This window comes from Nocardia australiensis (assembly GCF_020733705.1).
Classification (GTDB): Bacteria; Actinomycetota; Actinomycetes; order Mycobacteriales; family Mycobacteriaceae; genus Nocardia; species Nocardia australiensis.
The window spans coordinates 2,898,709-2,924,534 of record NZ_JAJFZM010000001.1; the positions used below are offsets into that span (position 1 = coordinate 2,898,709).

Annotated in this window: 22 protein-coding genes and 1 riboswitch; of the genes, 12 read left to right on the plus strand and 10 right to left on the minus strand. The window is 66.0% G+C overall.

Annotation, left to right across the window (positions count from 1 at the left end; all coding sequences use genetic code 11):
* Positions 1-202 precede the first annotated feature (202 nt).
* A riboswitch (cobalamin riboswitch) is annotated at positions 203-351 on the plus strand.
* Positions 352-390: 39 nt separating this feature from the next.
* The 4 genes from LKE06_RS13140 to LKE06_RS13155 are packed head-to-tail and all read left to right on the plus strand — an operon-like array spanning position 391 to position 3,972.
* On the plus strand, positions 391-1,377 hold the full coding sequence (locus tag LKE06_RS13140) for an ABC transporter substrate-binding protein (protein ID WP_227998910.1): 987 nt from the start codon (positions 391-393) through the stop codon (positions 1,375-1,377).
* Positions 1,374-2,429, plus strand: coding sequence for a FecCD family ABC transporter permease (locus LKE06_RS13145; protein ID WP_227998911.1), 1,056 nt, complete (start codon positions 1,374-1,376; stop codon positions 2,427-2,429). Before LKE06_RS13140 ends, LKE06_RS13145 begins: the two co-directional genes overlap by 4 nt.
* The gene (locus LKE06_RS13150; RefSeq protein WP_227998912.1) at positions 2,426-3,214 is read left to right on the plus strand and encodes an ABC transporter ATP-binding protein; all 789 of its coding nucleotides are present in this window, start codon (positions 2,426-2,428) and stop codon (positions 3,212-3,214) included. The genes LKE06_RS13145 and LKE06_RS13150 overlap by 4 nt, the downstream gene beginning before the upstream one ends.
* Positions 3,211-3,972 carry a (2Fe-2S)-binding protein gene (locus LKE06_RS13155; protein ID WP_227998913.1) on the plus strand — a complete coding sequence of 254 codons (762 nt, stop codon included), beginning with the start codon at positions 3,211-3,213 and terminating at the stop codon, positions 3,970-3,972. Before LKE06_RS13150 ends, LKE06_RS13155 begins: the two co-directional genes overlap by 4 nt.
* A gap of 142 nt (positions 3,973-4,114) precedes the next feature.
* On the opposite strand, the gene LKE06_RS13160 is transcribed toward LKE06_RS13155, so the two are convergent.
* From LKE06_RS13160 to LKE06_RS13170, 3 genes are all read right to left on the minus strand, one after another.
* A complete protein-coding gene (locus tag LKE06_RS13160; RefSeq protein WP_227998914.1) occupies positions 4,115-4,663 on the minus strand; it encodes a YceI family protein in 549 nt (182 codons plus the stop codon).
* Between the two features lie 10 nt (positions 4,664-4,673).
* Positions 4,674-5,783: an LLM class flavin-dependent oxidoreductase gene (locus LKE06_RS13165; protein ID WP_227998915.1), complete on the minus strand. Its 1,110-nt coding sequence runs from the start codon at positions 5,781-5,783 to the stop codon at positions 4,674-4,676.
* A 101-nt stretch (positions 5,784-5,884) separates the two neighbouring features.
* Positions 5,885-6,655, minus strand: coding sequence for a TetR/AcrR family transcriptional regulator C-terminal domain-containing protein (locus LKE06_RS13170; RefSeq protein WP_227998916.1), 771 nt, complete (start codon positions 6,653-6,655; stop codon positions 5,885-5,887).
* A 53-nt stretch (positions 6,656-6,708) separates the two neighbouring features.
* On the opposite strand from LKE06_RS13170, the gene LKE06_RS13175 reads away from it, so the two are divergent.
* The 3 genes from LKE06_RS13175 to LKE06_RS13185 all read left to right on the plus strand — a co-directional run bounded on the left by LKE06_RS13175 (position 6,709) and on the right by LKE06_RS13185 (position 10,226).
* Positions 6,709-8,169, plus strand: coding sequence for an MFS transporter (locus LKE06_RS13175; RefSeq protein WP_227998917.1), 1,461 nt, complete (start codon positions 6,709-6,711; stop codon positions 8,167-8,169).
* Positions 8,170-8,453: 284 nt separating this feature from the next.
* Positions 8,454-9,311 carry an NAD-dependent protein deacetylase gene (locus tag LKE06_RS13180; protein WP_227998918.1) on the plus strand — a complete coding sequence of 286 codons (858 nt, stop codon included), beginning with the start codon at positions 8,454-8,456 and terminating at the stop codon, positions 9,309-9,311.
* A 75-nt stretch (positions 9,312-9,386) separates the two neighbouring features.
* Positions 9,387-10,226, plus strand: coding sequence for a DUF72 domain-containing protein (locus LKE06_RS13185; protein ID WP_227998919.1), 840 nt, complete (start codon positions 9,387-9,389; stop codon positions 10,224-10,226).
* Positions 10,227-10,328: 102 nt separating this feature from the next.
* On the opposite strand, the gene LKE06_RS13190 is transcribed toward LKE06_RS13185, so the two are convergent.
* Complete coding sequence (locus LKE06_RS13190; RefSeq protein WP_227998920.1) at positions 10,329-10,883, minus strand: LppU/SCO3897 family protein; 555 nt, start codon at positions 10,881-10,883, stop codon at positions 10,329-10,331.
* A gap of 212 nt (positions 10,884-11,095) precedes the next feature.
* Here LKE06_RS13190 and LKE06_RS13195 point away from each other — a divergent pair, with 212 nt between their 5' ends.
* Complete coding sequence (locus LKE06_RS13195; protein WP_227998921.1) at positions 11,096-13,966, plus strand: AAA family ATPase; 2,871 nt, start codon at positions 11,096-11,098, stop codon at positions 13,964-13,966.
* A 75-nt stretch (positions 13,967-14,041) separates the two neighbouring features.
* The gene (locus tag LKE06_RS13200; protein ID WP_227998922.1) at positions 14,042-15,277 is read left to right on the plus strand and encodes a glycosyltransferase 87 family protein; all 1,236 of its coding nucleotides are present in this window, start codon (positions 14,042-14,044) and stop codon (positions 15,275-15,277) included.
* Positions 15,278-15,379: 102 nt separating this feature from the next.
* On the opposite strand, the gene LKE06_RS13205 is transcribed toward LKE06_RS13200, so the two are convergent.
* Entirely contained in the window at positions 15,380-15,865 is a 486-nt protein-coding gene (locus tag LKE06_RS13205) for a DUF8020 domain-containing protein (RefSeq protein WP_227998923.1), read from the minus strand.
* Positions 15,866-16,194: 329 nt separating this feature from the next.
* Here LKE06_RS13205 and LKE06_RS13210 point away from each other — a divergent pair, with 329 nt between their 5' ends.
* On the plus strand, positions 16,195-16,896 hold the full coding sequence (locus LKE06_RS13210) for a type IV toxin-antitoxin system AbiEi family antitoxin (protein WP_227998924.1): 702 nt from the start codon (positions 16,195-16,197) through the stop codon (positions 16,894-16,896).
* A 6-nt stretch (positions 16,897-16,902) separates the two neighbouring features.
* Here the strand turns inward: LKE06_RS13210 and LKE06_RS13215 are convergent, their stop codons facing one another.
* Together LKE06_RS13215 and LKE06_RS13220 are read right to left on the minus strand one after the other, a co-directional pair.
* Positions 16,903-18,138 carry a serine hydrolase gene (locus tag LKE06_RS13215; RefSeq protein ID WP_227998925.1) on the minus strand — a complete coding sequence of 412 codons (1,236 nt, stop codon included), beginning with the start codon at positions 18,136-18,138 and terminating at the stop codon, positions 16,903-16,905.
* A 149-nt stretch (positions 18,139-18,287) separates the two neighbouring features.
* A complete protein-coding gene (locus LKE06_RS13220) occupies positions 18,288-19,775 on the minus strand; it encodes an MFS transporter (protein WP_227999431.1) in 1,488 nt (495 codons plus the stop codon).
* A gap of 70 nt (positions 19,776-19,845) precedes the next feature.
* On the opposite strand from LKE06_RS13220, the gene LKE06_RS13225 reads away from it, so the two are divergent.
* Positions 19,846-20,313: a MarR family winged helix-turn-helix transcriptional regulator gene (locus LKE06_RS13225; protein ID WP_227998926.1), complete on the plus strand. Its 468-nt coding sequence runs from the start codon at positions 19,846-19,848 to the stop codon at positions 20,311-20,313.
* A gap of 89 nt (positions 20,314-20,402) precedes the next feature.
* Here the strand turns inward: LKE06_RS13225 and LKE06_RS13230 are convergent, their stop codons facing one another.
* Positions 20,403-21,884 carry an FAD-dependent monooxygenase gene (locus LKE06_RS13230; RefSeq protein ID WP_227998927.1) on the minus strand — a complete coding sequence of 494 codons (1,482 nt, stop codon included), beginning with the start codon at positions 21,882-21,884 and terminating at the stop codon, positions 20,403-20,405.
* Between the two features lie 94 nt (positions 21,885-21,978).
* Between LKE06_RS13230 and LKE06_RS13235 the strand changes: the two genes are divergently transcribed.
* Positions 21,979-22,626 carry a TetR/AcrR family transcriptional regulator C-terminal domain-containing protein gene (locus LKE06_RS13235; RefSeq protein ID WP_227998928.1) on the plus strand — a complete coding sequence of 216 codons (648 nt, stop codon included), beginning with the start codon at positions 21,979-21,981 and terminating at the stop codon, positions 22,624-22,626.
* A gap of 19 nt (positions 22,627-22,645) precedes the next feature.
* Here LKE06_RS13235 and LKE06_RS13240 read toward each other — a convergent pair whose 3' ends face one another.
* Both LKE06_RS13240 and LKE06_RS13245 read right to left on the minus strand, forming a co-directional pair.
* A complete protein-coding gene (locus LKE06_RS13240; protein WP_227998929.1) occupies positions 22,646-22,915 on the minus strand; it encodes a DUF8691 family protein in 270 nt (89 codons plus the stop codon).
* 77 nt (positions 22,916-22,992) lie between these two features.
* Positions 22,993-25,638, minus strand: a complete 2,646-nt coding sequence (locus tag LKE06_RS13245) for a winged helix-turn-helix domain-containing protein (RefSeq protein WP_227998930.1) — start codon at positions 25,636-25,638, stop codon at positions 22,993-22,995.
* Between the last annotated feature and the right edge of the window lie 188 nt (positions 25,639-25,826).

The window sequence follows — 25,826 nt, forward strand, 5'->3', positions numbered from 1 at the left end:
CCGCCCGCCGTACCCATGGTTGCCACATCCAGTCGCTCCAGTGATACCGCGCGCACGGACAGCTGGCAAGAATCGGACACGAACCCGCCGGGCGCGACGACCGCTCCCGTCCTCGAGGTGTTCTCGGGAAGGACCTGTGTGGCGGCCTTCGTCGCGGACATCGGCGTCCGGGGCTGACCAGGGCCACCAGCGCAAGGGCCAGGCCCTGCCCGGAATGCGCGGTCTGAAAGAATGGCCACCGAAGACTCGGGCGACGCGTCAGGAAACCGGTGTGAATCCGGTACGGTCCCGCCACTGTGACCGGGCTGCAGCAGCCCGGAAGCCAGACACTGCCGCGCCGCCTTCTCATGCAACCCAGGGGACGAGGACATCCCCCGGAAAGGCTCGGCCATGCCCCACATCCGCCATGTACTACTCGCGCTCATACCGCTGCTCCTGCTGCCGCTCACCGGCTGCGGCTCCGGCACAGACGGCGAGGACGAGGCAGAGGCCGCACCGGCCGCCGACGGTTTCCCCTACACGGTCACCAACTGCGGTACGAGGACGACCTTCGACGCCCCGCCGAAGCGGGCCGTCACCATGAACCAGCACGCCACCGAGGTCATGCTGGCACTCGGGCTCCAGGACCGGCTGGCCGGGACGGCCTACCTGGACGACAGCATCCTGCCGAAGTACCGGTCCGCATACGCCGAGACCAAAGTGCTCGCGAAGGAGTACCCCTCCAAGGAGGTGCTGCTCGGTGCCAATCCCGACTTCGTATACGGCGGGTACAACAGCGCCTTTGACAAGGCCAAGGGCCAGGACCGGGCGGGGCTCCAGAAGGACGGCATCAACACCCGGCTGAACATCGAGAACTGCACCAAGGGCAACGTCGGGATCGAACAGCTCGCCACCGAGATCACCCAGGTCGCCCGAACCTTTGGCGTACCGGAGCGGGGCGAGAAGCTGATAGACGAGGAGCGACAGAAGATCGCGACGGTCGAGGCAGAGCTCGAGGGCTCCGCACTTCCCTCGGTGTTCGTGTACGACTCCGGCGACAGCTCCGCGTTCACAGCGGGCGGCAACGGCATCGGCAACGAGATCGTCCGGCTCGCCGGGGGCAGGAACGTCTTCACGGACCTCGACGCCACCTTCGGCCACGTGTCCTGGGAGCAGGTCATCAAGCGCAAGCCCGAGGTGGTCGTGATCTACGACTACGGAGGCACCACGGTGGAGGCCAAGAAGAACCGGCTGCTGAACGATCCGGCACTCGCGGACGTGCCAGCGATCAAGAACAAGAAGTTCGCGGTACTCCCGCTGTCCTCGGCCGTGCTCGGTGTCCGGGTCGCCGACGCCGTGCAGGACCTGGCCAGGCAGCTGCACCCCGGCACTCCGTGAGCGCGGAGTCCGCCAGCCCCGGCCCGAAGTCCATCCTCCGCTCGACCCCCGTCGTGATCGGCGTCCTCACGGTGCTGCTGCTCGCGGCGGCGGTGGCAGGCCTGGTGCTCGGCCCGGTACGGATTCCGCCGGTCGATGTATTGAGTACGGTCCTGGGCGGTGAACGCACCGGTGCGTACCCGACGATCGTGTGGGAGGTACGACTGCCCAGGGTGCTGCTCGGGGGCGTTGTCGGCGCCGGGCTGGCCCTGTCGGGCACGGTGCTCCAGGCACTGGTGCGTAACCCGTTGGCTGATCCGTTCCTGCTGGGCGCCTCGTCCGGGGCATCAGCGGGTGCCGCCGTCGTCGTCGTGCTGGGGGTCGGCGCCGGGGCGGCCACCGACGTGGCGTTGCCCATTGCCGCGTTCGCCGGGTCCATGGCCGCGCTGGTCGCCGTCTACGCGATGGCCCGGCGCGGTGGCACTATGACAACGGGCCGACTGATTCTGGCCGGTGTGGCGATCCAGTACGTGCTGTCCGCGTTCACCAGCCTGATCCTGGTGCTGTCTTCCCGGGCCGAACATGTGCGGGCGATCCTGTTCTGGACCCTGGGCGGCCTGGGCGGCGCCCGCTGGGACCAACTGGCGCTGCCCGCCGTGGTACTGGGCATCGGGATCGTGCTCCTGATCAGCCTGGCCCGTCCGCTGGATCTGCTGCTGACCGGAGAGGAAGGGGCCCGCAGCCTCGGCCTGGACCCCGGGCGCTTCCGGGGAGGAGTCTTCGTGCTGGTGTCACTGATCATCGGCGTGCTGGTCGCCTACAGCGGGGCGATCGGCTTCATCGGCCTGATGATTCCGCACGCCGCCAGGCTGGTCGTCGGCGCGTCCCACCGCAGACTGCTGCCGGTGACCGCGCTCGGCGGGGCCGTCTTCCTGCTGCTGGCCGATCTGCTGGCGCGGACCGTGGCAGTCCCGGAAGAGATTCCCGCCGGGGTGATCACTGCCCTGGTGGGCGGCCCCTTCTTCCTCTGGCTGCTGCGCCGCTCCAGCCGTACCGAAGGGATCACCGGATGAGCCAGGCACCGTCCCCGACGGCGCTCGCCGCCGACGGGATCAGCTACGAGGTGGCCGGCCGTACCCTGCTCGACGGGGTCTCGCTGGAGGCCGCCCCCGGCGAGACGGTCGGCCTGGTCGGGCCGAACGGCAGCGGCAAGACCACCTTTCTCCGCTGTGTATACGGCGCGCTGCGCCCCGCAGCGGGTCGGGTCCTACTGGACGGAGCGGACACCGCGGCCCTCGGTGTGAAGGAACGGGCCCGCCGCGTCGCCGTCGTACCGCAGGACAGCCCCGGCACCTTCGGCCTGACCGTGCGCCAGGTCGTGGCGATGGGCCGAAGCCCGCACAAACGGTTCTGGGAGCAGGACGACGCCGACGACGCCCGCCGCATCGACCAGTCGCTCCAGCGCGTCGGCGCGGCGCCCCTGGCGGACCGGCGGTTCGAAGAACTGTCCGGCGGTGAACGGCAACGGGCCCTGATCGCCCGTGCCCTGGTCCAGGAACCGGGGCTGCTGGCGCTCGACGAACCCACGAACCATCTGGACATCCGCTACCAGTTGGAGATCCTCGGCCTGGTGAGGACACTGGGCACCACCAATCTGCTGGTGTTGCACGACCTCAACCTGGCCGCTTCTTACTGCGATCGGCTGTTCGTCCTCAGCGCTGGACGGGTGGTGGCGTCCGGCTCCCCGCACGCGGTACTGACGGAAGAACTGCTGGCCGAGGTCTACGGGGTGCGGTCCCGGATCGGCGCCCACCCGGTCACCGGCTCTCCCAACGTCGTCTACCTCCCGCTGCCGTGAGCGATAACACGTCCCCTGCCTGGACGCCCCTGCCGCACGGGCCACGCTGGCAGGTCACCGAGGGCGAACCGTCCGCAGGCGAAGCAGGACCGTGGCTGGCAGCCGAACGACTGGCCGACTCGGCGGGCGCGGAGCTGTCCAGGCTGCTGGAGAGTGAGCGCGCAGGCAGCGGCCACCGCACCGGCCATGCGACCGCGCTGACCCTGATGGCGGTGTACGCGGGCTGGGTCACCGCTGCCGCCATGCTCCACTGGGCGCTGTACGACGAGGTCCCTGACATGCGGTCCGGTAATGTCCTGGTGCGCCCCGCCACGCACGGGATCGGCGGAGTCAGGGTGCGCAGAGCCCGGCTGCTGGTGCCCCGGGCCGGGGAGGACCCCGTACGGCTGCTGCACCGCGCCGTGCTCGACGAACATCTGCTGCCCATCGCCGATGCGCTGCACCGCCATACCCGCGCCGGGGCCAGGCAGTTGCGCGGCGGTATCGCCCATGGCTGCGCCACGGCGCTGTGCGCGTACGGCGCACAGGCGGATCTGCTGGCCGCCCGCTGGCGGCAGTTCGCCGACATCGCCCCCGGAGGACTCGCGACGCTGGGCGAGGTGGTACGGCTCCGACAGGCGCCGGACGGCCAGGAGCGGCTGGTCTATCTGCGCAACACCTGCTGTCTGTACTACACAAGTGCAGAGGCGGTGCGCTGTGCGAGCTGTTGCCTGACAAGCCGCGAGGAGCGACTGCGGGCTTACATGAGGTCGAAGTAGAACCAGCGGGCTCTCCGGGGAGCCCGCCGCCTCCAGCGAAAAACGGCGCGCGGACCCGCCGGACGACCACCGGCTACCGCATCCACGCCGACTCCTGGGACGGCGGCCGGTGGCTGGCCCGAGCGGTCGTCGGTGGGCTGAGTCAGCCTTGCAGACCGACCTCGATTTCGAGGGTGAGGGTGATCTTGTCGCCGATTACGGCGCCGCCGTCGGGCAGGGGCATATCGATGGTGATGCCGAAGTCTCGGCGGTTGATGACGGTTTTGGCTTCGAAACCGGCGACCGGGCCCTGGCCCATGCCAGGGTTGGCGCCGAGGAACTCGACATCCAGCGAGACCGGCTTGGTGGTGCCGCGGATGGTGAAGTCGCCGTCGACGACGAAGTCTTCGCCGTTCACCCGGAATCCGGTGGACTTGAAGGTGGCGACGGGGAACTCTTCGGCGTGGAAGAAATCCGCGGTGCGCAGATGGTTGTCGCGCTGCTCGTTGTCGGTGGTTACCGAGTCGACCCGGATTTCCACCTCGGCCTGTGCGGTGCCGTCCGCATTGATGACGAGTTTGCCGGAGAAGTCGGCGAACCGTCCGCGAACTTTGCTCACCATGAGGTGGCGCACGGAAAAGCCGAGGGTGGAGTGAGCCGGATCGATGGCCCAGGTACCTGCGGTCAATGCGTTGGCGGTGCTGGCGGACATTGGCGTCTCCTCAAAGGGTTGTTGATGAAGGGGTTGTTGATGCTTCCGAATCGTGGGCCGCGACGAGCGCCGCGTGCGTGGGTCCGTCGGGAACATGCGCCGGGCGCAGTGCGTCGAACTCCTTACGCAGTACCGGGATTACCTCCTCGCCGAGTAGATCCAGCTGCTCGAGCACCGTCGTCAACGGCAGGCCCGCGTGGTCGAGCAGGAACAGTTGTCGCTGATAGTCGCCGAAAGATTCGCGGAAGGTCAGGGTCTTGTCGATGACTTGCTGCGGGCTGCCGACGCTCAGCGGCGTCTGGTCGGTGAAGTCCTCGAGTGACGGGCCGTGCCCGTAGACCGGTGCGTTGTCGAAGTAGGGGCGGAACTCGCGCACCGCGTCCTGGGAGTTCTTGCGTATGAACAGCTGTCCGCCCAGGCCGACGATCGCCTGGTCGGCGCTACCGTGACCGTAGTGCTCGAAGCGGCGCCTATACAGCTCGACCAGCTGCTGGAAGTGTTCGGTCGGCCAGAAGATGTGGTTGGCGAAGAAGCCGTCGCCGTAGAAGGCTGCCTGCTCGGCGATTTCGGGGCTGCGGATCGAGCCGTGCCAGACGAACGGCGCAACATCGTCGAGGGGGCGCGGCGTCGAGGTGAACGATTGCAGCGGCGTACGGAATTTGCCCTCCCAGTCGACCACGTCTTCGCGCCAGAGTCGGTGCAGCAGATGGTAATTCTCGATAGCCAGCGGGATGCCGTCGCGAATGTCCTTGCCGAACCAGGGGTAGACGGGAGCGGTATTGCCGCGTCCGAGCATCAGATCGACCCGGCCGTCGGCCAGATGTTGCAGCATCGCGAAGTCCTCGGCGATCTTCACCGGATCATTGGTGGTGATCAGGGTCGTCGAGGTCGACAGCAGCAACCGCTCGGTCTGTGCGGCGATATAGCCGAGCATTGTCGTAGGGGACGACGGTACGAACGGTGGATTGTGATGCTCACCGGTGGCGAAGACATCGAGGCCGACCTCTTCGGCCTTGCGCGCGATCGTCACCATCGCCTTGATGCGCTCGTGTTCGGTCGGAGTCCGACCGTTGGTCGGATCGGTGGTCACGTCCCCGACCGTGAAGATTCCGAACTGCACGACACCTCCTGTGGCCAAGTCTGACATCCATTTGGTGGATGTGGCAACCAATGGAACGGGTGGAGTCGCCGTTCTATTCCGGGGCCCGCCGGAGGCGGTGCTTACGCGCCCGACGCCTCGCGCCGTACCTGCCTCGACGGCTGGGTGCTGGGTGGACTCGGATGCTGTGCCGGTCCGGCCCGTAGTCGCGACTCGAGACCGTCCATGACGCACAGCAGCCCGAAGTCGAATGCCACGGCGCGACCGCTGGAAAGGTCGGCCGGAATCGCCTTGCGGTATTCGTCGAGCATCTCGGGGTATTCGTCGCGGTAGGGCTCCATCATCTGCATCAGGTAGTCGATGTCGTAGTCGTCGTCGTTGTAGACCTTTGCCAGGGTTATTTCCGGAACGACCTGGCCGAGTACATAGCTGGTCACCGTGCCGGCGGCAAGGTAGACATCCACGCCGGTGAAGCCCGCCTGGGTGAGGGTGCGGCGCAGGCGGTCCGACAGCCGGAATGCGTTGGGTCCCATGCTCGGCAACTGCCCGGATAGGATTGCCGCCCACGGGTGCGCCAGGAGGGTCGCTCGGAGGTTGTAGCCGTAGGTCGTCACGACCTCTCGCCAGGACGCTTCCGCTGGATCGGGGGTCTCGACAAGGCCCCAGATCTCGTCCAGCGTCAATTCCAGCAGTTCGTCCTTATTCGCGACGTACCAGTAGATGCTGGTCGCGCCCGCACCGAGTTTGGCGCCGAGTTTGCGCATGCTCAACGCGTCCAGACCCTCGGCGTCGAGTAATTCGACCGCGGCGGCGACGATCTGCTCGAGACGGAGGCCGGTCGTTTTGGGCTGGCGCGGCTCACGCGTCCATACCGAGGTGAACTGCTTGGTCATCGGACTACTGTAAATCCCTCGCACACTGTTCTATTCTATCGTACGGTGTGCGAGTGAAATCTGACGTCGTCGTACGCGACCCTCGCCGCTGGTGGATCCTGGGGGTCCTCTGCCTGTCCTTGCTGGTGCTGATGATCGACGGCACCGTGCTAAATATCGCCATCCCGTCCCTGATCCGGGAGCTCGGCGCGAGCCCGTCGGACGTGCAATGGATCCTGGACGCCTACGTCCTGGTCTTCGCCGGACTATTGCTCACCTCCGGCAGTCTGTCGGACCGATTCGGCAGGCGGCGCATGCTCATTGTCGGCCTGGCCGTGTTCGGTGCCGCGTCGCTGCTGGCCGTCCTGGCCAGCGAACCATGGCAGGTGGTCGGCGCCCGTGCGGCCATGGGCGTCGGCGGTGCACTGCTCATGCCTTCGACCCTGTCCATCCTGATGACCACGTTCGACGAGGATGAGCGGCGCAAGGCGATGGCGGCCTGGGCCACCGTCTCGATGGTCGGTATCGTGCTCGGGCCGACGCTGGGCGGCTTTCTGCTGCAGCACTATTGGTGGGGATCGGTGTTCCTGCTCAATATCCCGGTCGCACTGATCGCGATCGTGGCAGCGCTGGTGCTGATGCCCGAATCGAAGGGGGAACAGCGTCCGGTCGACCTCGTCGGCGTGCTGTTGTCCATTACCGCGCTAGGTTCGACGGTTTACGTGATCATCGAGCGCGAGTGGAATATCGGGATGATCGTGCTCGCGGTGGCGGCGTTCATCGGGTTCGCCTTCTGGGAGAGCCGATCCGAACATCCGATGCTGCCGCTGGCGGTGTTCCGCAATCGTGACTTCAGCGGCACCGCGCTCACGCTGTTGCTGATGGTGTTCGGAATGGGCGCGCTGATGCTCATGCTCACCCAGTACCTGCAGTTCGTGCTCGGCTACGGGCCGATGAAGGCAGGTCTCGCGCTGCTGCCGTATGCCGTCGCCGCGGCCGTATTCAATGGTCTCGGTGCGACATTGGGGAAAAAGCTCAGCAATAAGACGCTGATTGTCACCGGTCTGTTCGTCATGGGTGTCGCCTTCGCCATCCTCGCCCTCGGCACCGGTTATCTCACGGTGCTGATCAGCATGCTGGTGATGGGAGTCGGTGGCGGCCTGGCCGGGCCCGCCGCCTATGCCGCGATCATGAGCGCCATACCGCTCGAGCACGCGGGTGTCGGATCGGCGATGAACGACACCCTGCAGCAGGTCGGTATGGCAATCAGCATCGCGCTGCTCGGCAGTGTGCTGGCGGGTGTGTTCACCTCGAACATGCCCGATGACGCGCCCGAGGCCGCACGCGAATCCATCGGTGCCGCCTTCCAACTCGGCTATATCGAACCCGCCAAGACGGCGTTCACCACCGCTATGTCCACCGGCGCTTGGATCAGTTCGGGCTTCAGCATCGCCGCAGCGCTGCTCGGGCTGGTCCTGCTGCGTTCACGCAAACCGGCCGAGGAAGACAACCAGGTGGAGGTACCGGTCGCCTAACGGCACCACGTGCGCTCGACCGCGCATGTCAGGGTGGCCGCACGCTATTTGTGCGGCCACCTCGCGGTCGGCATCGCCTCGGGTGTCGCGCGTCGCGGGTGCTTCTGCTCACCACTACGTGCTGTGGTTCCCGAAAGCGGTTGCGTCACAACAGCAAGAGTCGCATAGGCGGTGGCGAGTGCGGTGCGGCTGGGTTGACCGAGTTGCATACATCGAACCTAGCGAGCGTCCGATCAGCGCGCGCTCGCGCGGCCACTGACGCTGCCGCACGTACCCTGAACTCCATGTCGGAACACGTGCGACCGGAGGCGGACCTCAACCGGCTGCTCGAGCTGCTGCGCGGCCACCGGCTGGCAGTGCTGACGGGCGCCGGTGTCTCGACCGACAGCGGTATCCCCGACTATCGCGGCCCCGGGTCGCCGCCCCGCAACCCCATGACCTACCAGCAGTTCGTCGGCGATTCAGCCTTCCGGCAGCGGTACTGGGCGCGCAATCACATCGGCTGGCGTGCCATGGACGGGGCGCGTCCCAACTCGGCGCATCGCGCTCTCGCCCGGCTGGAATCGATGGGCATCGTGACTGGCTTGATCACTCAGAACGTCGATCTGCTGCACACGAAGGCGGGTCACCGGCGGGTTATCGATCTACACGGCACTTATGCCCGGGTGCGCTGTCTGGGCTGTGAAACGCTCATCTCGCGCATGACGCTTGCCGAACGGTTGGAGGCCGCGAACCCGGGTTTCGCGGCCGACGCGAGGGCCAGCGGGGTTGAGGTGGCGCCCGACGCCGATGCCGTAATCGCCGATACCGGCAGTTTCCGCATGGTCGATTGTGCTCGGTGCGGCGGCATGCTCAAGCCGGACATCGTCTACTTCGGTGAGAGCGTCCCGAAGGATCGTGTCGCCGCCGCGTTCGACCTGGTCGACAGTGCCGACGCACTACTTGTCGTCGGATCATCCCTGACTGTCATGTCGGGCCTGCGTTTCGTCCGGCACGCCGCGAAACACGCACGGCCCGTGGTGATTATCAATCGCGGCCGAACCCGGGGCGACGAATTGGCCACCCTCACCGTCGATGCCGGATGCGGTGGGGTGCTCGCGGCGCTGACCGACGCACTCGCCGCGCCCGTTGCGGCCCGGTAGCACGGCCGGATCGTTGTCGCCGAAGCGGCGATCTCGGCGAACACGCCCGTATGTCGGTGCGTTAGCGTCGATGGTATGCGGCTTCACGTGGGATGTGCGATGTGGACGCACGCGGCTTGGCGCGATCGGCAACCCGTCGCGGCGGCGCGACTGCGATCGTATGCCGAGTGGTGCAATGCGGTGGAGGGCAACACCACGTTCTATGCGACGCCGCAGCGGAGCACGGTGCAGGCATGGGCCGCGCAGACCACACCCGAATTCCGGTTCGTCGTCAAACTACCCAAACCGATAACGCATGAGTACCGACTGGCCGGTGGCGAGGCGGAACTCCGCGCATTTCTGAGCGCCATCGAACCGCTCGGCCCACGCACGCACGCATTGTGGGTGCAACTGCCGGGCTCCTTCGGGCCGGCCGATCTCGGCGCGCTAGCGAGATTTCTGCGCCGGCTGCCGACCTCATACCGTGCCGGCGTCGAAGTCAGGCATCCCGCCTTCTTCGAGGATGAGCGAACCGCGCAGCAACTGGACAGCGTGCTCGGCCGGGTCGGTGCCGAGTGGATACCTTTCGACACGACAATACTTTTCGACGGACCGTCGAGCAGCTCGGCCGAGGCCGAGGCCCGGTCGAAGAAACCACGGCTGCCGCGCCGAACCCGTGCCCTTACGGAGTTTCCAATCGTTCGCTACCACGGCCGTGACGCGGCCGAGCGCACGATCGAGGGCTGGCGGCCGTGGCTGGATACGGTTACACAATGGCTGCACGAGGGCCGATCGCCGACCGTATTCATCCATACCCCCGATAACGCGGGCTCCTTGGATCTCGCGCGCCGCTTCCATGATGAGGTCCGGGCACGAGTTCCCGAACTGGAGCCACTGCCCGAACCGCTGCCGACCGAGCCGATGACGCTGTTCTAGCTGGCGCGCGCAATATTCGATCCAGGTGGCACCGAGGGCTTGGACGCTGCGGTCAACGCCTACCGGTTCGACACCACGGACGCCGAACCGGTCGCGTCACATTCAGGGCTTCGGATCGCCCAGACAGAACGTGGTCTTAGGGTCCGTGAGGGTGATCACCTTGTCGGCATCCTCGCCGCACAACTGCTCGTCGGACTGGCCGTCGATACGCTGTGTCACGCGGAAGTCCGCTTCGGACGCGGCGCAATCCACGTACTTGTAGCCGGTCATCATGCCGTCGTTATAGCAGCTGCCCTGCTTGAAATTCGGCGCGAGGCACAGGAACGCTCGGGTGCCGCCGTTGAGGGTCTCCTCGTAGGAGGTGTAGTCCTCATGGCAGTCGGCCTTCTCGTCGAAGACCTGCGCCACCTTGTACACGGCTTTTTCCGATGAGCAGTCGACCGGCTCGGTCTCGGAGTTCACCACCGATGCCGAGATGACATTGATGCAGTCACCGACCTTCGCGCGGGCGGTATCGGACTTGCCCGCGTCCTGGACGGCCTGGGTGCCCTTGTCCACTGCTTCCTCGACGGCCGAACAGCCGACCACACTCAGCGCGGCTACTGCCATGAGCGCCATCGGAAGGCGCGAGAACAGCTTGGTGCCAACGAAACTCATTAGAATCAACTTTCTGTCACTACTGGCCGCAGACACGGCGAAGCCAGATCGGCCACCTCGAGAGGTCGGGTTACCGACGTCGAACACCCAACCGCAGAAACGGACATACAGCATCCGGGAAACCACGGGATTTGCGAGTGATCCCGTGCGGCGCGTTACCCTCCAACGGGTCGTTCGCGGCCTATTCGCTGGTGCATGAGGTGCGGAGGGACATGTTCGAGCGCTCATTCGTGGGACGTGGCGACGACCTGCGCGCTTTGCGCAGCACCTGCGGCGAGGCCGACCCGCCGTGGGTGTTGCTGGTGGAGGGACCGGCCGGTATCGGCAAGTCGCGTCTCGCCGACGAGTTCGCCCGCGAGATCGGCGAGCGCGGCATCCGGGTGGTTTCGGTCACCGCCACCGAATACGAGCAAGCCGAGCCGCTGCATCTGGTCGGAGACATTGTCGAGCGCCTGTCCGACATCGACGCCGACGTGGCCGACGAGGTGTTGGCCGACGGGGATGTCACCGAGTTGGGGCGGCAACTGCGCCGCAGATTCGCCACCACTGAAACCCTGTTGGTCGTCGATGACGTGCACTGGGCCGATACGGAGTCGCTGCGGATCCTGGAGTACCTGATCAGGAATCGTCCCGGCGGCTCCCTGCGGCTGCTGCTGTCCTACCGTGAAGGGCAGTGCCCGGCCTCGATCGCGCGGCAGTTGCGGGCGACCAGGGCGCAGACACTGCACCTACGGGTGCCGCCGTTCACCGAATCCGATGTTGCCGATCTGCTGCCCGATACCGCGCCGGAGCGCCGCGACCGCCTGCTGAGTGCGTCGCACGGCAATCCGCTGTATCTGCTATTGCTGGCCGAGCTTTCCGAGCCCGAGTTGGAGCGCGCCGTGCGCGGCGAGAATCCGGAACCATCGTCGAACGATTACGCCGCGCTCGATCGCACCATTCGCGCCGAATTGGCGCAGTTGCCGCGGCGGGAGCGCCTTGTCGCGCAGGCCGCCGCCGTGTGCGGGGTACACGCCGACGTGGAGTTGCTTTGTGCCACTGCGCAATTGCCGGGCACGGCGGTGACCGCCGCGCTCGACGATCTGGCCGGACGTGGAGTGCTGACGGTCAGCGGTGGCGCGGTGGCGTTCGGTCATCCGCTGCTGCGCACCGCCGCCTACCGGCTCGCCGGGCACGGCTGGCGGGCCGAGACCCATCGGCGTGCCGCCGAGGTCTTGCGAAAACGTGAGGCGCCGTTGCCGATTCGGGCACGCCATCTCGAAAGCGCCCTGCTCGGAACCGATGAGATCGCCGCGCGGGAGTTGATGCGCGCGGCCGAGCAGGTCCTGGCATCGGCGCCCGCCACCAGCGTTCGCTGGATCTGCGCGGCCATGCGCGCGGCGCCGGGCCGATCGTCCGCCGACCCGGTGGATGGTGGTAGGTCGGAATCCGGCGCTGCCCTGGACGGCGGCCCCTCGGCGGCTGCCGGCCGCACTAGCGACGCGCTGCTGCTCGGCCGGGCGCTGCTGCTGTCGGGCTCCGCGGAGCGAGCGGGCGAGGTGCTCGGGTCGGTGAGTGCGCAATCCGGCCCGCACCGGCTGGAGGCACTGCTGTTGTCGGCGCGCTGCGAGCGCATTCTCGGCAGGGTCGACACCGCTCGAACACTGCTGGCGACCGCCGCGTCGCTGCCTCGACGGCCCGGGGACGGACCGGTTCAGCTGGAATTGGCCATCCTCGAAATGCAGGACCACCGGGACGCGGAGGGCGGCGCGCGGCTGAACACGCTGTTCGCCTCCGACGCGATCGATGATCCCGCCGTCCGGGTCGCCGCCACCGCACTGCGCTGCCTGAGCCTGGTCGCCGACCTGCGGATCACCGAGGCGATAACGAGCTATCGACAGGCCGAACGCGATTTCGGGCTGCTCACCGATGTGCAGTTGCGTGAGGTCGTGCACGCGGTCCCGGCGCTCGGGTGGGCGGCGTTCTTCCTCGACGATGATCGCAAGGGCGTCGCGCACCTGGAACGTGCCATGCGGGTGAGCCGTCGGTTCGGCCGCAGTTACGCACTACCGGAATTGCAGACCGTGCGCGCGTATTCGCTCGCAAAACTCGGCAGGCTCGCCGATGCGGTCGCCGCCGCGGAAGACGCCGACGAGTCGGCGCGCCAATTCGGGTACGGCGACCTGCTTTCTTTCGCCGGTGCCGTCAAACTGCGGACCTTGCAGTCGATGTCGTCGCGTGCGGAGGTACTCGAGCAATGGCATGCGGTGGCGGCCTTGCCCCGGCCGGTCATGGGGTGGTGGCGTGAGGTTGTCGAAACGACGCTGTCGGATGTCGGTGGATGGTTGGGCGTCGCCGAAGCCGACCACGCGCGCTCGCCCATCGATGATCGCCCGGGCCCCTTGCACGCCACGCAGCTCGGACGGTTTGCCCACATGGCGCTGGCTGATGGGGATCTCCCGGTCGCACTCGACGCGGTGACGGCGGCCGAAGCCGCCGCCGAACTGATCGGAAGGCCTGGCCAACAGGCCGCTGCGGCGTTGGCACGAGCCGAATATGCCTGCGCGACTGATGATTTGATCGCGGCCGAGTCGGCCGTGCTGATGTGCATCGAGAAATTCGGTGCCGCAGGCATGCCGGTGAACCGGGCGCAGGGGGTCCTGCTCGCGGCAACCATCGCCGGACGACGCGGCGCTTTCACACTGGCAACCGCCCGGCTCTCCGAGGCGCGTGCGGTTTTCGCCGACGTAGGCGCCCACGCATTGCTGAGCGAGACCACCACGATCCAGCGGCGGCTCGCGGGCAGCCAGACGGTGCGCGGCGCGACCGCACTGACTCGACGCGAACGCGAAGTTGCTGAACTAGCGGCATTGGGCTGCGCGAACAAGGAAATCGCCGCCCGACTGTATGTCAGCCCGCGCACCGTCGAGGATCACCTCAGTCGCATCCTGCGTAAGCTCGGTCTGTCCAGTCGCGCGGGCATTGCCCGCCGGCTCGCCGAACTCGACGCGGGGAGCCGGGCCGGTGACGATGCGGTTGTGACGGGGATCGGCTGGATGGAGGAAGCATTGTGCGGGACGAAAGGATGGACGAGTCAGCGATGAGGCGATACGACTTGCGGCGGACTACCGAATACACCCCGAATTCTGATACCGCGGTGATCGTTTCGTAGTTGAGCTGTGCTGAATTCACGTCCACTGGAGCTGGCGCGTAGCTACCGGACCCCACTCGTACTTGCCATAACCGCTGTGCTGGCGGTAGTGCTCGTTTTCACTACTGTCGATCCCTGGCTGAACAGAGCGGGCATTCTGGCCGGCGGTCTCGACGTACATATCTACCGGGACGGCGCCTGGCGAATCCTGCATCATCAACCCCTCTACACCGAGTCGACCGTGCTCGGGCTGCTGTATACCTACACGCCGTTCTCCACGCTCGCGTTCATACCGCTGGCGATGTTGGCCTGGTCGTGGGTCACGAATACGTGGCTGGTGTTGAACCTCATCGTGCTCTTCGGCTGTGTACTGATGTCGTGGCGGCTACTCGGCTACCGCATCAACGCCCGGCTGCTCGCGGTCAGCGCGCTACTGGCCACCACCTGCGGTTTCATCGAACCCGTCCGCACCACGCTGTTCTATGGACAGATCAACCTGGTGCTCATGCTGCTGGTGCTGTGGGATTTCTCCCGGCCCGAGTCGAGCAGGTCGCGAGGGATAGGTGTCGGCTTGGCCGCCGGTATCAAACTCGTCCCGCTCTATTTTGTCGTCCAGTTCGCCGCGCTGCGACAATGGCGTTCGGCCGTTACCGCGGCACTGGTCTTCGCGACGACCATCATTGTCAGCTGGGTCCTACTGCCCGTCGATTCCCGTGAATACTGGACCTCGACGTTCTTTCAGTCCAATCGGATTTCCGACGATATGCACCCGTCCAACCAATCCATTCGCGGCGTTATCGCGCATCTGATGCACGGGCCGGCGCCGGTGTGGCTGTGGGTACTCATCGCGGGCGCTGTCGCGCTTGTGAGTTTGGTTGTCACCGTGGGGTTGTACCGGCACGGCGAACGTCTGCTCGCCATCACACTGGCCGGACTCACCTCGTGTGCGGTATCGCCGTATTCGTGGGGACACCACTGGGTGTGGTTCATCCCGCTGCTGGTTTATCTCGTGCACAAGGCCCAAACCAGCCCACGCTGGTGGTTCGGGGCGGCGGCGCTGTGGTTGTGGATCGGCGCGTGGGCTTATCACTACAGCGAGAGCTATGTCTCCATCGGGCTTTTTCTGCTGCCACCGTGGTGGCTGGTCGCACCACTGCTGATCAACGGTTATGTCATCGCGTACGGCATTGTCCTGGTCGGAGCGTTCGTGGTGCTGGCAGGTCTGCGTCGCGACGACGGTACGGCACGGATCAGGCAGCCCTGATTGCCGTAGCCTCGGGCGCGCGTGCTGCCGACGTCGGTCGGTAACGCTGCTTTCGCCTCGCCCGAGGCTCGGACGAGGTAGGTCTGCTAGTCGGATGTCAGATTACGGGGTGGCGTAACCGATGAGGGCGCCGATGCCCGCACCGATCGGGACCGTGACGAGGGCCCCGACACCGCCGAGGAAGAAGCCGATTACCGCGCCGATTCCGGCGCCGACGATGGCGCCGATCCCGGCGTTGTGCTGCTTGCGGGCCAAGGTGTCTGCCGCCTCGTCGACAAACTGCGTGCCCTGCTGGTTGTCGACGGCCGCGACCGGTGTCAGCGTCAAACTGCGCCCCGCATCACCGATCTGCGGTGTCAGCCCGAAACTCTGTCCCGAAACCTGCACCGCCAATGGAAGTGTCACCACCACATTGCCCGCCGCGTCACTGAGTGTCACCGCATCCGCGGCGCTGGTCAACGCGAAGCTTCCCGCATCGACAGTGGTGATCACCCCACGACCATCGGCCGCGGGCGCGGCCACATACCCGACGCCCTGCTCCACCCCGCGCACACCAACCTCGGCAGCGGGCGCCGGTTGCGCATTCACAACCCCCGCACCGACTCCCGTAGCCCCGATCGCGAGTAGTGCAGTAATCGCAAACTGATTGAGTCTCATCATGCTTCCCCACTTCTGCATTCGGCCTGTTCAGCCGATACGTCCCCAAGGACCGGATCTCGGCCACGTCCATTTTCGCCTGGTTACGGGTTCGGCGCTACAGTTTGGCCTTTCCGGTGCCGCGGCGGCGCGCCTGGACCTGCCTGGCACACAAGGGGTTCCGCAGCCTCATGATCCACAGGGCTCGACTTATCCACAGGCGGGCTGTTTGTACTGCTGATGCGAGGGGTGGGCGATGGGGGACACGGGATGCTGTGGCTATGCGACCAGGGTTGAAGCAGGTGCGGGACAGTCAATTCGGTGCGTTCACCGCATGGCAGGTGGCGTGTGAGTACAGCCGTGCCGAGATGCGAGCTCGGATCGATCGGGGGGAGTGGGTGCGGGTTTTCCATGGTGTTTATCGGGAGGCGAATACGCCGTTGTCGCCGGTACTGCGGGTCGAGGCGGCACGGTTGTCGATCGGGGCGATGTCGCTGGCCGCCGGATATCACACCGCCGCGGAGCTGCATGGCTTCGCTGTTCTCGACGGGCAGGCGACACATGTGCTCGGCATGCAGCATTCGCGGTCGAAACAGATTGTGGTGCACCGTGATCGGGTCGAACCGGCGGAACTGGAGGTGGTCGGCGGTGTCCTCGCGACGGATGCGGCCCGGACCGCGGTTGACGTGGCTCGGGTAGCGAGCCGAGTGGACGCATTGGCGACTCTGGATTCGGCGATCTGTACGGGGTTGACGAGGGAGGCATTGGTTGCCGAGGTCAGCAGGCACATGGGGCGGCGCGGCTATCAGCAGGCCACTGAGTTGATCGAATTGGCAGACGGCCGAGCCGTATCCCCGATGGATTCGCGAGCCGGAGCACGCTGTATCGACACCCATTTCACTGCGCTCGCGAGCAAACCGGCGTCAGCGCGTCGCGCGCGATGTGCTCGGTCTCCTCGACATACGGCCAGTTCCGGAGGATGAACGCGTCTACACCTGGGTTCGTTTATCGACGGTGGCGGATATCTGTGCGACGAGTTGCCACGGACGGCCGGTATCGGTTGTCGCTTTGCCACTGGTCAGGATCGCGCCGGACAGCCCACGTGCCGGATCGGCCCAGCCGTACTGTGTCGTCAATCCGCTACGGCCGAAGTGTGACTGGGTGTTCCGGCCGAACTTCGACCGCTGCCCGCCGAGCTCGAAGCCGCCGCGGCTGACCCGCCCGGCCAGTCCGGGAATACGGTTCGCGGGCTGCACCGCGCGCCGCAACGTGTCCGGTTCGATAATCCGGATGCCGTCCAATTCGCCACCCCTGGCGAGGATTTCGTAGAACCGCGACAGCTCGTAGGCGGTCGTGACCAAATTGCCCGAAGGCAGTTCGGCGGTGAGGAACGACTCGTTCGCGGATTTGGACACCGATCCATCTATCCGTCCGCCGAGTGCCTTGCGCGCCAAGAACATCGATAAGCGCGACGGCGGCGGCCCGGTCTTTACGCTCGGCACGACCTTATCGACATCAGCCGGGTCGACGCCGAAGTTGGTCCAGCGGAATCCCAATGGTTCGAGCACCTGCTTCGACAGATGTTCACGCATCGGTGCTCCGGTCGCCCGCCGAACCAGCAGTCGTTGAATCAGCCCACTGGTCAACGCGTGATAGACCCGGAACCGGCCCGGACGCCAACTCGGCACCAGGTCGGTCAACGCTCGCACGGCCAATTCTTCGTCGACCACTACCTCGAAACCCCGGTACGGCGGCGTCATGAACGGCACACCCGCCGAATGCGACAGCACATCGCCGATCGATATCGTTTCCTTGCCGTTGGCGGCGAACTCCGGGATGTATTGGCACACAGGATCATTCAGATCGAATGCGCCCTGCTCGATCAGCATGAAAAGCACGGTCGTCGCCACGCCCTTGGCCGTCGAAAACCCACAGAACGGCGTCTGCGGCGTCGCGAGCACCTTGACGGCGTCCGGTTGATCACCCGGTGCATTCCCCCAACCGTGCCCGATGGTCCGGTTCAACACGATCTTCCCGTTACGCCGCAGGCACGTCTGAATCGCCGGGGTCGTTCCCATCCGATACCAATCCCGCACCGACCCCCACAGCCGCTCGACATCGCCGCGCGTCAGCCCGGCATCCGATGGATCATCCTCATGTCCGAGGGTCGTCACCGCGTCCAGATCCTCGGCGATCGTTACCAACGTGCCAGGAAGTACTTTCATTCGGCCCAGCGTATCGGCCCTAACTGATAGTCCGCTGAGCTGCGGAGCAGGCTCGATACCGCGGCCGATCGTGATGCCGATGTGCCAGCGCCGATCAGCTCGGCGAACCCGCCCGCGACTGGCTTCGCCGAGCTGTGTGGCGCCGGTTTTCAGACCTTCGATGCGACGGGCTGCGGCTGCTCGACTGTGGCCGCGACAGCTCGCCGGGCCGGAATGGTCAATGTGATGAGTGCCGCAACCAGTGCGACGCCGCAGCCTAGGAGCAGGCCGGTGCGGAAGCCATTCTCGGTGGGCAGGGTGTGGCCGCCGAATTGAACGCTCATCTGGGCAAGCACGACGCCGACGACGGCGGCCGATATCGAGGTGCCGATGGAGCGCATCAGGGTGTTGAAGCTATTGGCGGCGGCGGTTTCCGATTGCGGCACCGCGCCCATGATCAACGCCGGCATGGAGCCGTAGGCCAGGCCGACACCACCACTGCAGATGCAGGTCAATACGAGCAGGCCCCAGGTCGAACCGAGCAGCACTGTCGAGGACGCGTAACCAAGCGCGATAACAAGACTGCCGACAAACAGCGTCACTTTCGGGCCACGTGCCGCCGACAGGCGCGCGCCGATCGGCGACACGACCATCATCATCAGCCCGCCCGGCGCCATCCACAGCCCCATGGCGAGCATCGATTGGCCGAGGCCGTATCCGGTCTCCTTCGGCAGCTGCATCAGCTGCGGAATGATCAGCGCCTGGGCGTACATCGCGAAACCGATCACCACCGAGGCCGCGTTGGTCAGCAACACTTGCGGTCGCGCGGTAACCCGAAGATCGACAAGCGGATTGGTGATACGCAGCTCCCACCAGCCCCAGGCGGCGAACGCGGCGACGGCGGCGGCGAACAGACCGAGCGTGGTGCCGCTCGCCCAGCCCCAGTCCGCGCCCTTGGATACCGCGAGCAGCAGGCATACCAATCCCGCGCCGAGTCCGAGCGCGCCGAGGAAGTCGAAAGAGCCTGTCGCGCCGGAGCGTGGTGTGGCTGGGATGAACAGCCAGATCAGTGCCGCGACCGCGGCACTCAGCACCGCGGCGCCCCAGAACAGCACATGCCAGCTGGTGTTTTCGGCGACCGCGGCGGCAATGGGCAGCCCTAGGGCGCCGCCGATGCCCATGGATGAACTCATCAGCGCGATGGACGAACCGAGCCGCTGGGGTGGCAGCAGATCGCGCAGTGCGCTGATGCCGAGTGGCACGATGCCCATCCCCATGCCTTGCAGGCCGCGACCGATGATCATCGGGGCGACGGAGGTGGCAAGCGCGCAGACCACTGAACCCGCGATGAGTGGCACTGTCGATGCCAGCAGCATGGTCCGCTTGCCGTAGAGATCGCCGAGTCGTCCGGCGATCGGAGTGGTGACGGCCGCCGCGAGCAGGGTGGCGGTCACCGCCCATATGGCATTCGAGGCCGTGGTGTCGAGCAGTCGCGGTAGGTCGCCGATCAGCGGAACCACCAGGGTTTGCATGAGTGCCGCGACGATGCCGGCTGCTGCCAGTACGCCGAGGACGCCATTGGGACGGACAGTCGATGTCGACGGGTCCACGGGTCTCCATTCGTTGTGCAAGAGCTGAGCGTGTGTAGTACACGGCATGTGTACGATACACATCACGGGTACCGTACATGCAACGTGCGTGATACACGCTGTGGTATATCTACTGGCAATGGAGAAGCCCATACGTTCGATCGAATTCGAGACCATGCTGCTGTTGCGCTACAGCCTCGCGTCTCGATCCCGGCGTGGGGGTATCCGTCTCGATCGCAGCGCGTACACGCTGCTCAGCAGACTTCAGGGTGAGGGGCCGATGTCGATCGGCCAGCTCAGCGACGCACTGGTGCTGGAGGCGTCGACGCTGCGTCGTCAGACCGCGGCCATGCGCGGCGCCGGACTTGTCGAGCGGATCCCGGACCCGGACGGCGGCATCGCGCGCCGTTTCCGTATTACCGCCGAGGGCGAACGACGGCTCGATGAAGAACGCACCGACAGCGTGGCGGCTCTCGATGCGATCATGGCGGACTGGACGGCTGACGAGGTCGCCGCCTTCGCCGCGTTTCTCGAACGCTTCAACAGCGACATCGAGCGCTTCCACGGCCGTCCGTGGCCGCGCCCTTCGTGTCTACCCGACGCGTAACCAGTTGAACTGTGGCACAGCGGATTCCGACGGCCCTCCGCGCGGCGAGTCGGTAGCGATTCGGATGTTGCGGCCAGCGGTGTCGTTCATCAGGCCGGTGCGCCGACCCAGGTGGTAAGCGCTTCGGTCAGACCGGCGTTGCCGGGTTCGTCGCTCACCCACGCGGCGTAACCGTCGGGGCGCAGCAGGACGGCGGCGGGGGCCGGAATGTCTCCCACGCCAGGGATATTCCAGAGCTCGGCCGCGCTCGCGGCGCGCACGATATCGATTCGGTCATGCCACTGCGGCACCAGAGGGGCGTCGTTGCCGTTGAGTACCAAGAGGATCGGTCGTGCCGTGCGCAGCAGTTCGCACACTCGGGCGTCGCCGCCAGGGGTGGTGAGCGCGATGTCGGGAACTCGGCGGCCGGCCAGCGGGTGATCGCTCTTGGTGTCGTAGCGGATATCGAGTGCGGTGATCATGAGGCCGAGGCGGTGACGCACCTGGTCGGTGTCGATCAGGTCGCTCATGATGTCGCGTAGCGCGTCGGTGTGTGGCCCAGGGCGCGATATCGCCGTCTGCGCCCGGGTGTTGTGCAGGACGCGGGCCGCGATCGGATGGCGCTCGGTTTCGTAACTGTCGAGCAGGTCGTCGGATGCGGTGCCGCGCACGGTGGCGGCGAGCTTCCAGCCCAGGTTGACCGCGTCCTGTACGCCCAGATTCAGTCCTTGGCCACCGGCGGGGTAGTGGATGTGGGCGGCGTCCCCGGCCAGCAGTACCCGGCCGACGCGGTAGCGGTCGGCCTGGCGGGCGGCGTCGCTGTAGTGGGTCACCCAGCGCGGGCTGTGCATACCGAAATCGGTGCCCGCGAGCTCATGGAAGTTATCGCGGAAGTCCTCGAAGGTCAGGTTGCTGCCACGCTCGAGGACCCGGTCGTGGCGCTGCACGATCAGCCGGTACCAGCCGGGCTCGAATTGCCAGACCGAGAAGTCGCCCGCGTCGCTGCGGTGTCCGAAGAAGGGCTGTGCGGGCGGATCGGTCAGTTCGACATCAGCGAGCATTCCGGTCACGGTGGCATCCGTCCCGGCGAAGTCGATGCCGGTGAGCTTGCGCACCGCGCTGCGTCCGCCGTCGCAGCCGACCAGGTAGGCGGCGCGGATCCGGCGGGTGCCGTGCGGCTCCCCGACCTCGACCTCCACCCCCGCGTCATCCTGCCTGATCTCGGTGATCGGCGACGACCACTGCACAGGAGCACCCAATTCTGTTGCGCGCCTGTCTAGTTCGCGCTCGATCACCGACTGTAGGACCGCCAGTGCGTAGGGGTAGCGGGTGTTCAAATCGCTGAAGTCGAGGCGGAGCCCGCCGAAGTGTCCGGCCTGTACGGGGCGTCCGAGGGGAAGCAGGTTTTCGAGCAGTCCGCGCTGGTCGAAGATTTCCATGGTTCGGGCGTGAATACCACCCGCCCTCGATTCGCCGGTGCGCGCGGGCAGGCCGTCGAGCAAAGTGGCCCTGACACCGGCCAGGCGCAGTTCGCAGGCCAGCATCAGTCCGGTCGGTCCGCCGCCGGCGATCACTACGTCTGTCTTCTCCATGACGGTCTCCTTAACAACGTTAAAGTACTTAACGATGTTAAGGAGACCAGAACGTTGTTAAACTGTCAAATAGGTCGAACGTGAGGAGACGTCAGTGAAGCTTGATGCCGAGGTCATCGCCGATGCCGCGCTTGGATTGCTCGACGAGGTCGGCCTCGACGGGCTGACCATGCGCAAGGTGGCCGCGGCTCTGAATGTGCAAGCGCCCGCACTGTATTGGCATGTCAAGAACAAGCGCGAGCTGCTCGACGCGATGGCGCGGGCGGTGTTCGTCTCCGCGGTCGTCGGAGTCGAGGCGCCTCGGCGCGGGGAACTGTGGCAGGACTGGATCATCGCGCTGGCCGGGCGGCTGCGCCGGGCCATGCTGCATTACCGGGACGGGGCGAAGGTGCTGGCGGGCACCTACACAAATGACGAATCAGTGTGGCGCACAGTGGAATTGACCTTGCGCACACTCGAGGACGCGGGCTTTTCGGACGCCGAGGCGGAGCGAGTTTTCCCGATCGTGCTGCATTACACCGTTGGCTTCGTTATCGAGGAGCAGTCCCGCTCCGCCGCCGAATACGCCGACGATAATCCCTACCGGACCGAGCGTATCGAGCGCGCGGTCGACGCAGAACGCTATCCGCGAACCGCGCGACTGGTGGTCGGCATCTTCGCCGCCGACATCGACGCGCAGTTCGACCACGGCTTACGCGTAATCCTCGCCGGCATCCTCGCCACCCGAGCCGGGTCGTCCTGACAATTGATCGCTGAACCGGTCAGTCGGGGAGTTGGCGCATCTCCAGCAGCGTCAGGCCGAGGTTATCGAAACGGGCGAGTATGCCGCGCATGGCGGTCGGGTCGGGCACCGGCCCGAACAGGGTGGTGGTCCCGCTGATGGGCAGCTTGGCGCGCAGTTCGGGGAAGGCGGCCAGCGCGCGCTCGGACAGTTCGCCGTCGATAGTGAACTGGTATCGGGTTGTGACCGGCACAATCTCCTCCCTACCGTGATTGCGGGACTGCGTTCGGATGGTGGTGCGAGACCGCATCAGATCGAGTATGCCCAGAGCGTGTGGGCGGCGTCCTCATTCGGTTCGGGTGAAGCCGGTCGACTCCCCGCCCGGTCTCAGAGCAGTCCGATATGCCTCGCCTCGGTCAGCGCGTTGTTTCTGGAATTCGTGCCGAGTTTCGAGTAGATACCGCGCAGATGGGTCTTGACGGTATTGACTGATACGCCGAGATCCGTGGCGATCTGCTGGGCCGTCCGTCCGGACGGGAGTTGTTTGAGGACGGTCAGTTCGGTTCCGGTCAGCGTTGGCTGGGAGGTGCGGTGATGGGCCGCGGGATGGTTGCGGATCTTATCGGCGAAAGCGTCATCGTGACCGAACCGTCCGGCATACGAGTCGAGTAATCGAATTCCGTCCGGAACATCGAGGAAGGGTCGAATCAAGCTGTCCGGCGCGGCTATTCGCAAAGCGTTTGCCAAACTTCGCGTCGTCTTGACGGCCGAGCCGTCTCTGTCTTGCTCGGCCGCAAGCAGCAACCATCCGGTAATCGCGGTGACGGGATGCAGTGTGCCCGCATCGGTGAGCATCGGTTCGACCAACGCCCGCGCGGCCCTCGGCTTGTTCGCGTCCAGCGCGAGGGCAGCCTGAGCGAGAATCAGATCCGAGTTTGTGTCACCTAGAGCCCGCTGCGCGAGGTTGACCAGCAGTCGCGCGGTGTGGTGCTCGCGAACCCGCAACAGCGCCCAGATGACATGCGGGATGAGCCCGCCGGTCGTCGCGGCAACGGGGTGCTGCTCCAGCAGCTCTACCATGCTGCTGCGCAGCGCGTCGGTGGCGGCGTACTTGTCGGTGCTGGCATCGCAGGCGAGTAGGCGGCCGACGACATGGGAGTGCCAACCCGCGGTGGGGCTGGTCGAACCGTCGCGGTCGAGGTGACCGATCAGCATGTCGGTGACCTGTTCGACATCCCATTCCTCGCCCTTCAGGTACGCGGCCATCGCGGCCATCGCGACCGCTTGCCCGGTATCGGGTGACTGATATAGACCGTGTTCGGCGGCTACCTCGAGCGCCCTTTCGGCCCGCCCGCGCATCGAGGTAATAGTTCCGCTGATGCCGGCCGCGATGGCCAGACGAGTGATCGCCCGCAGGCTGAGGCGCGGATGGCCCACGTGTTCGGCCAGCGCGAGGGCGCTGCGAAGTTGTTCTTCGCCGCGGACGACGTCACCGCGAACAACGATTGCCGTCGCGGTCTGAATGGCCGTGTAGCAGTCGATGTCCGGTTGACCGGTGGCCGGAATCTGGTCTGGAATGACCAGCTCACCGAGTGTGACACCGGTTGTCACTGCGGTATCGGCTGTCACGGCGAGCAGCAGCGATCGCAGCCAGGTGCCCGGAACAAACGATTCGGCCTCGGTGTAGCGGGCGCCGATGAGATCGAGATAGGCAAGCGCATCGGTCATGTCGCCGTGGATCAGCGCGTTCACCGCGCGCAGCAGCCAGATGAACGGGTCATCGGAAATGTTCGGTGCGTCTCGGGTGATCTGGTTCAGCAATGCTGTGCCGTCACCGGCGAGGACGATGGCCGGTCCAGTGTCGCGAAGGAATTCGAGCAGATGGCTGCGGTCGGGGCCGATCAACAGATGCGGTAGCGCGGCTAGTGCCCGGCCCGCGCCGCAATACCAACGGGCGCTGCGTAGGTGCAGTTCGGCCATCAGGTCGCCGTCGAGCCGCTCGGCCTCGGCCAGCAGATATGAGCGCAGCAGCGGGTGGTAGCCGAACCACAGGTTTTCGCCGTCGGTCGTGTAGTCGATGGGGAAGCTGAGTCGTTCGAGGTCGTCCAGGGCGACGGTGGCATCGGGGCCGGCCAGCTCCTGCGCCAGCTCCACGGTGAAGGAGGCCGGAACGCTGGTTCGCCGCAGGAACCGGCACGTGGATTCGGAGACGGCGGCGATGAGTTCACCGACGAGGAAATCCGTCACCGCGTGCGATGGCCGGGCCAGCCCGGCGATCGCGGCGGCCCGATCGTGCTGATGGGCCGCCAGATAGGTGGCCGCGATCCGGACCAGAACCGCCCAGCCTCGGGTGAGGTCCATGAGCGCGTCGAGTTCGGTGTCGGTCAGTTCGCAGCCATGCTGCGCGCACAGCATCGCTGTCTGTGCCCGGTCCAGGGCCAGCTCGGCGGCACCGATTCGGATGAGGCTTTCGCCCAGATCCAGCGTGTGCCAGCGCACGGGCGGGTCGAAACGTCCCGAAATCACGACGCTGACGTTCGGCGGGGCATAGTGCAGGAATTCTTCGAGCCCGGCCAATGCGAACTGGTCGGTGACGAGATGAGCGTCGTCGATGACGAGAACCGTCGGTATCTTGGCGGTCGACAAAGCCCGCGCCAGGTCGGCGGCCTTGGCCATGGGTGTCGAGAGTCCGTCGCGGCCCACCGTTGTGACGCCGAGTTCGGCGCTGAGCTCGGCCCACATCGTGGCAGCGTCGTCGACGCCGTCGATGGCGGTGTGCCAGGCAATCCGGACGCGGGGAAGAGTCCGGCTGACGTGTCGGCGCACCCAGTCGGCTAGTAGCACGGTCTTCCCGCTTCCGGCGGGCGCGCACACCAACAACACGCGAGGGCGGCGTGGCCTGCGGGTCGCGTCGAGGCGGCTATATATTTCCGGCCGTGGAATCGGAGGAAACGGCAGCTCGGGTATTCGGGAAGATGTCGCCGTTTCCCGCGTTGTGGTGGAGCGAACTTCGTAACTACCTGAGGTGGTCACCGTGCCTCCTCTTACCGTGTGCAATCACGTCACTACCGCGCTGACTTATCGACAGCTCGAGCTCTGGGACAGCCGGGTACTCGAAAGCTCTGTATCTGGAACTCCGGTAGTTGGAAAACTACCGGATAATCCGTCCGAATCGGAGTGCCCTGTCACGTTTGCTGCTGGACAGAGATCCCCACGCCCCG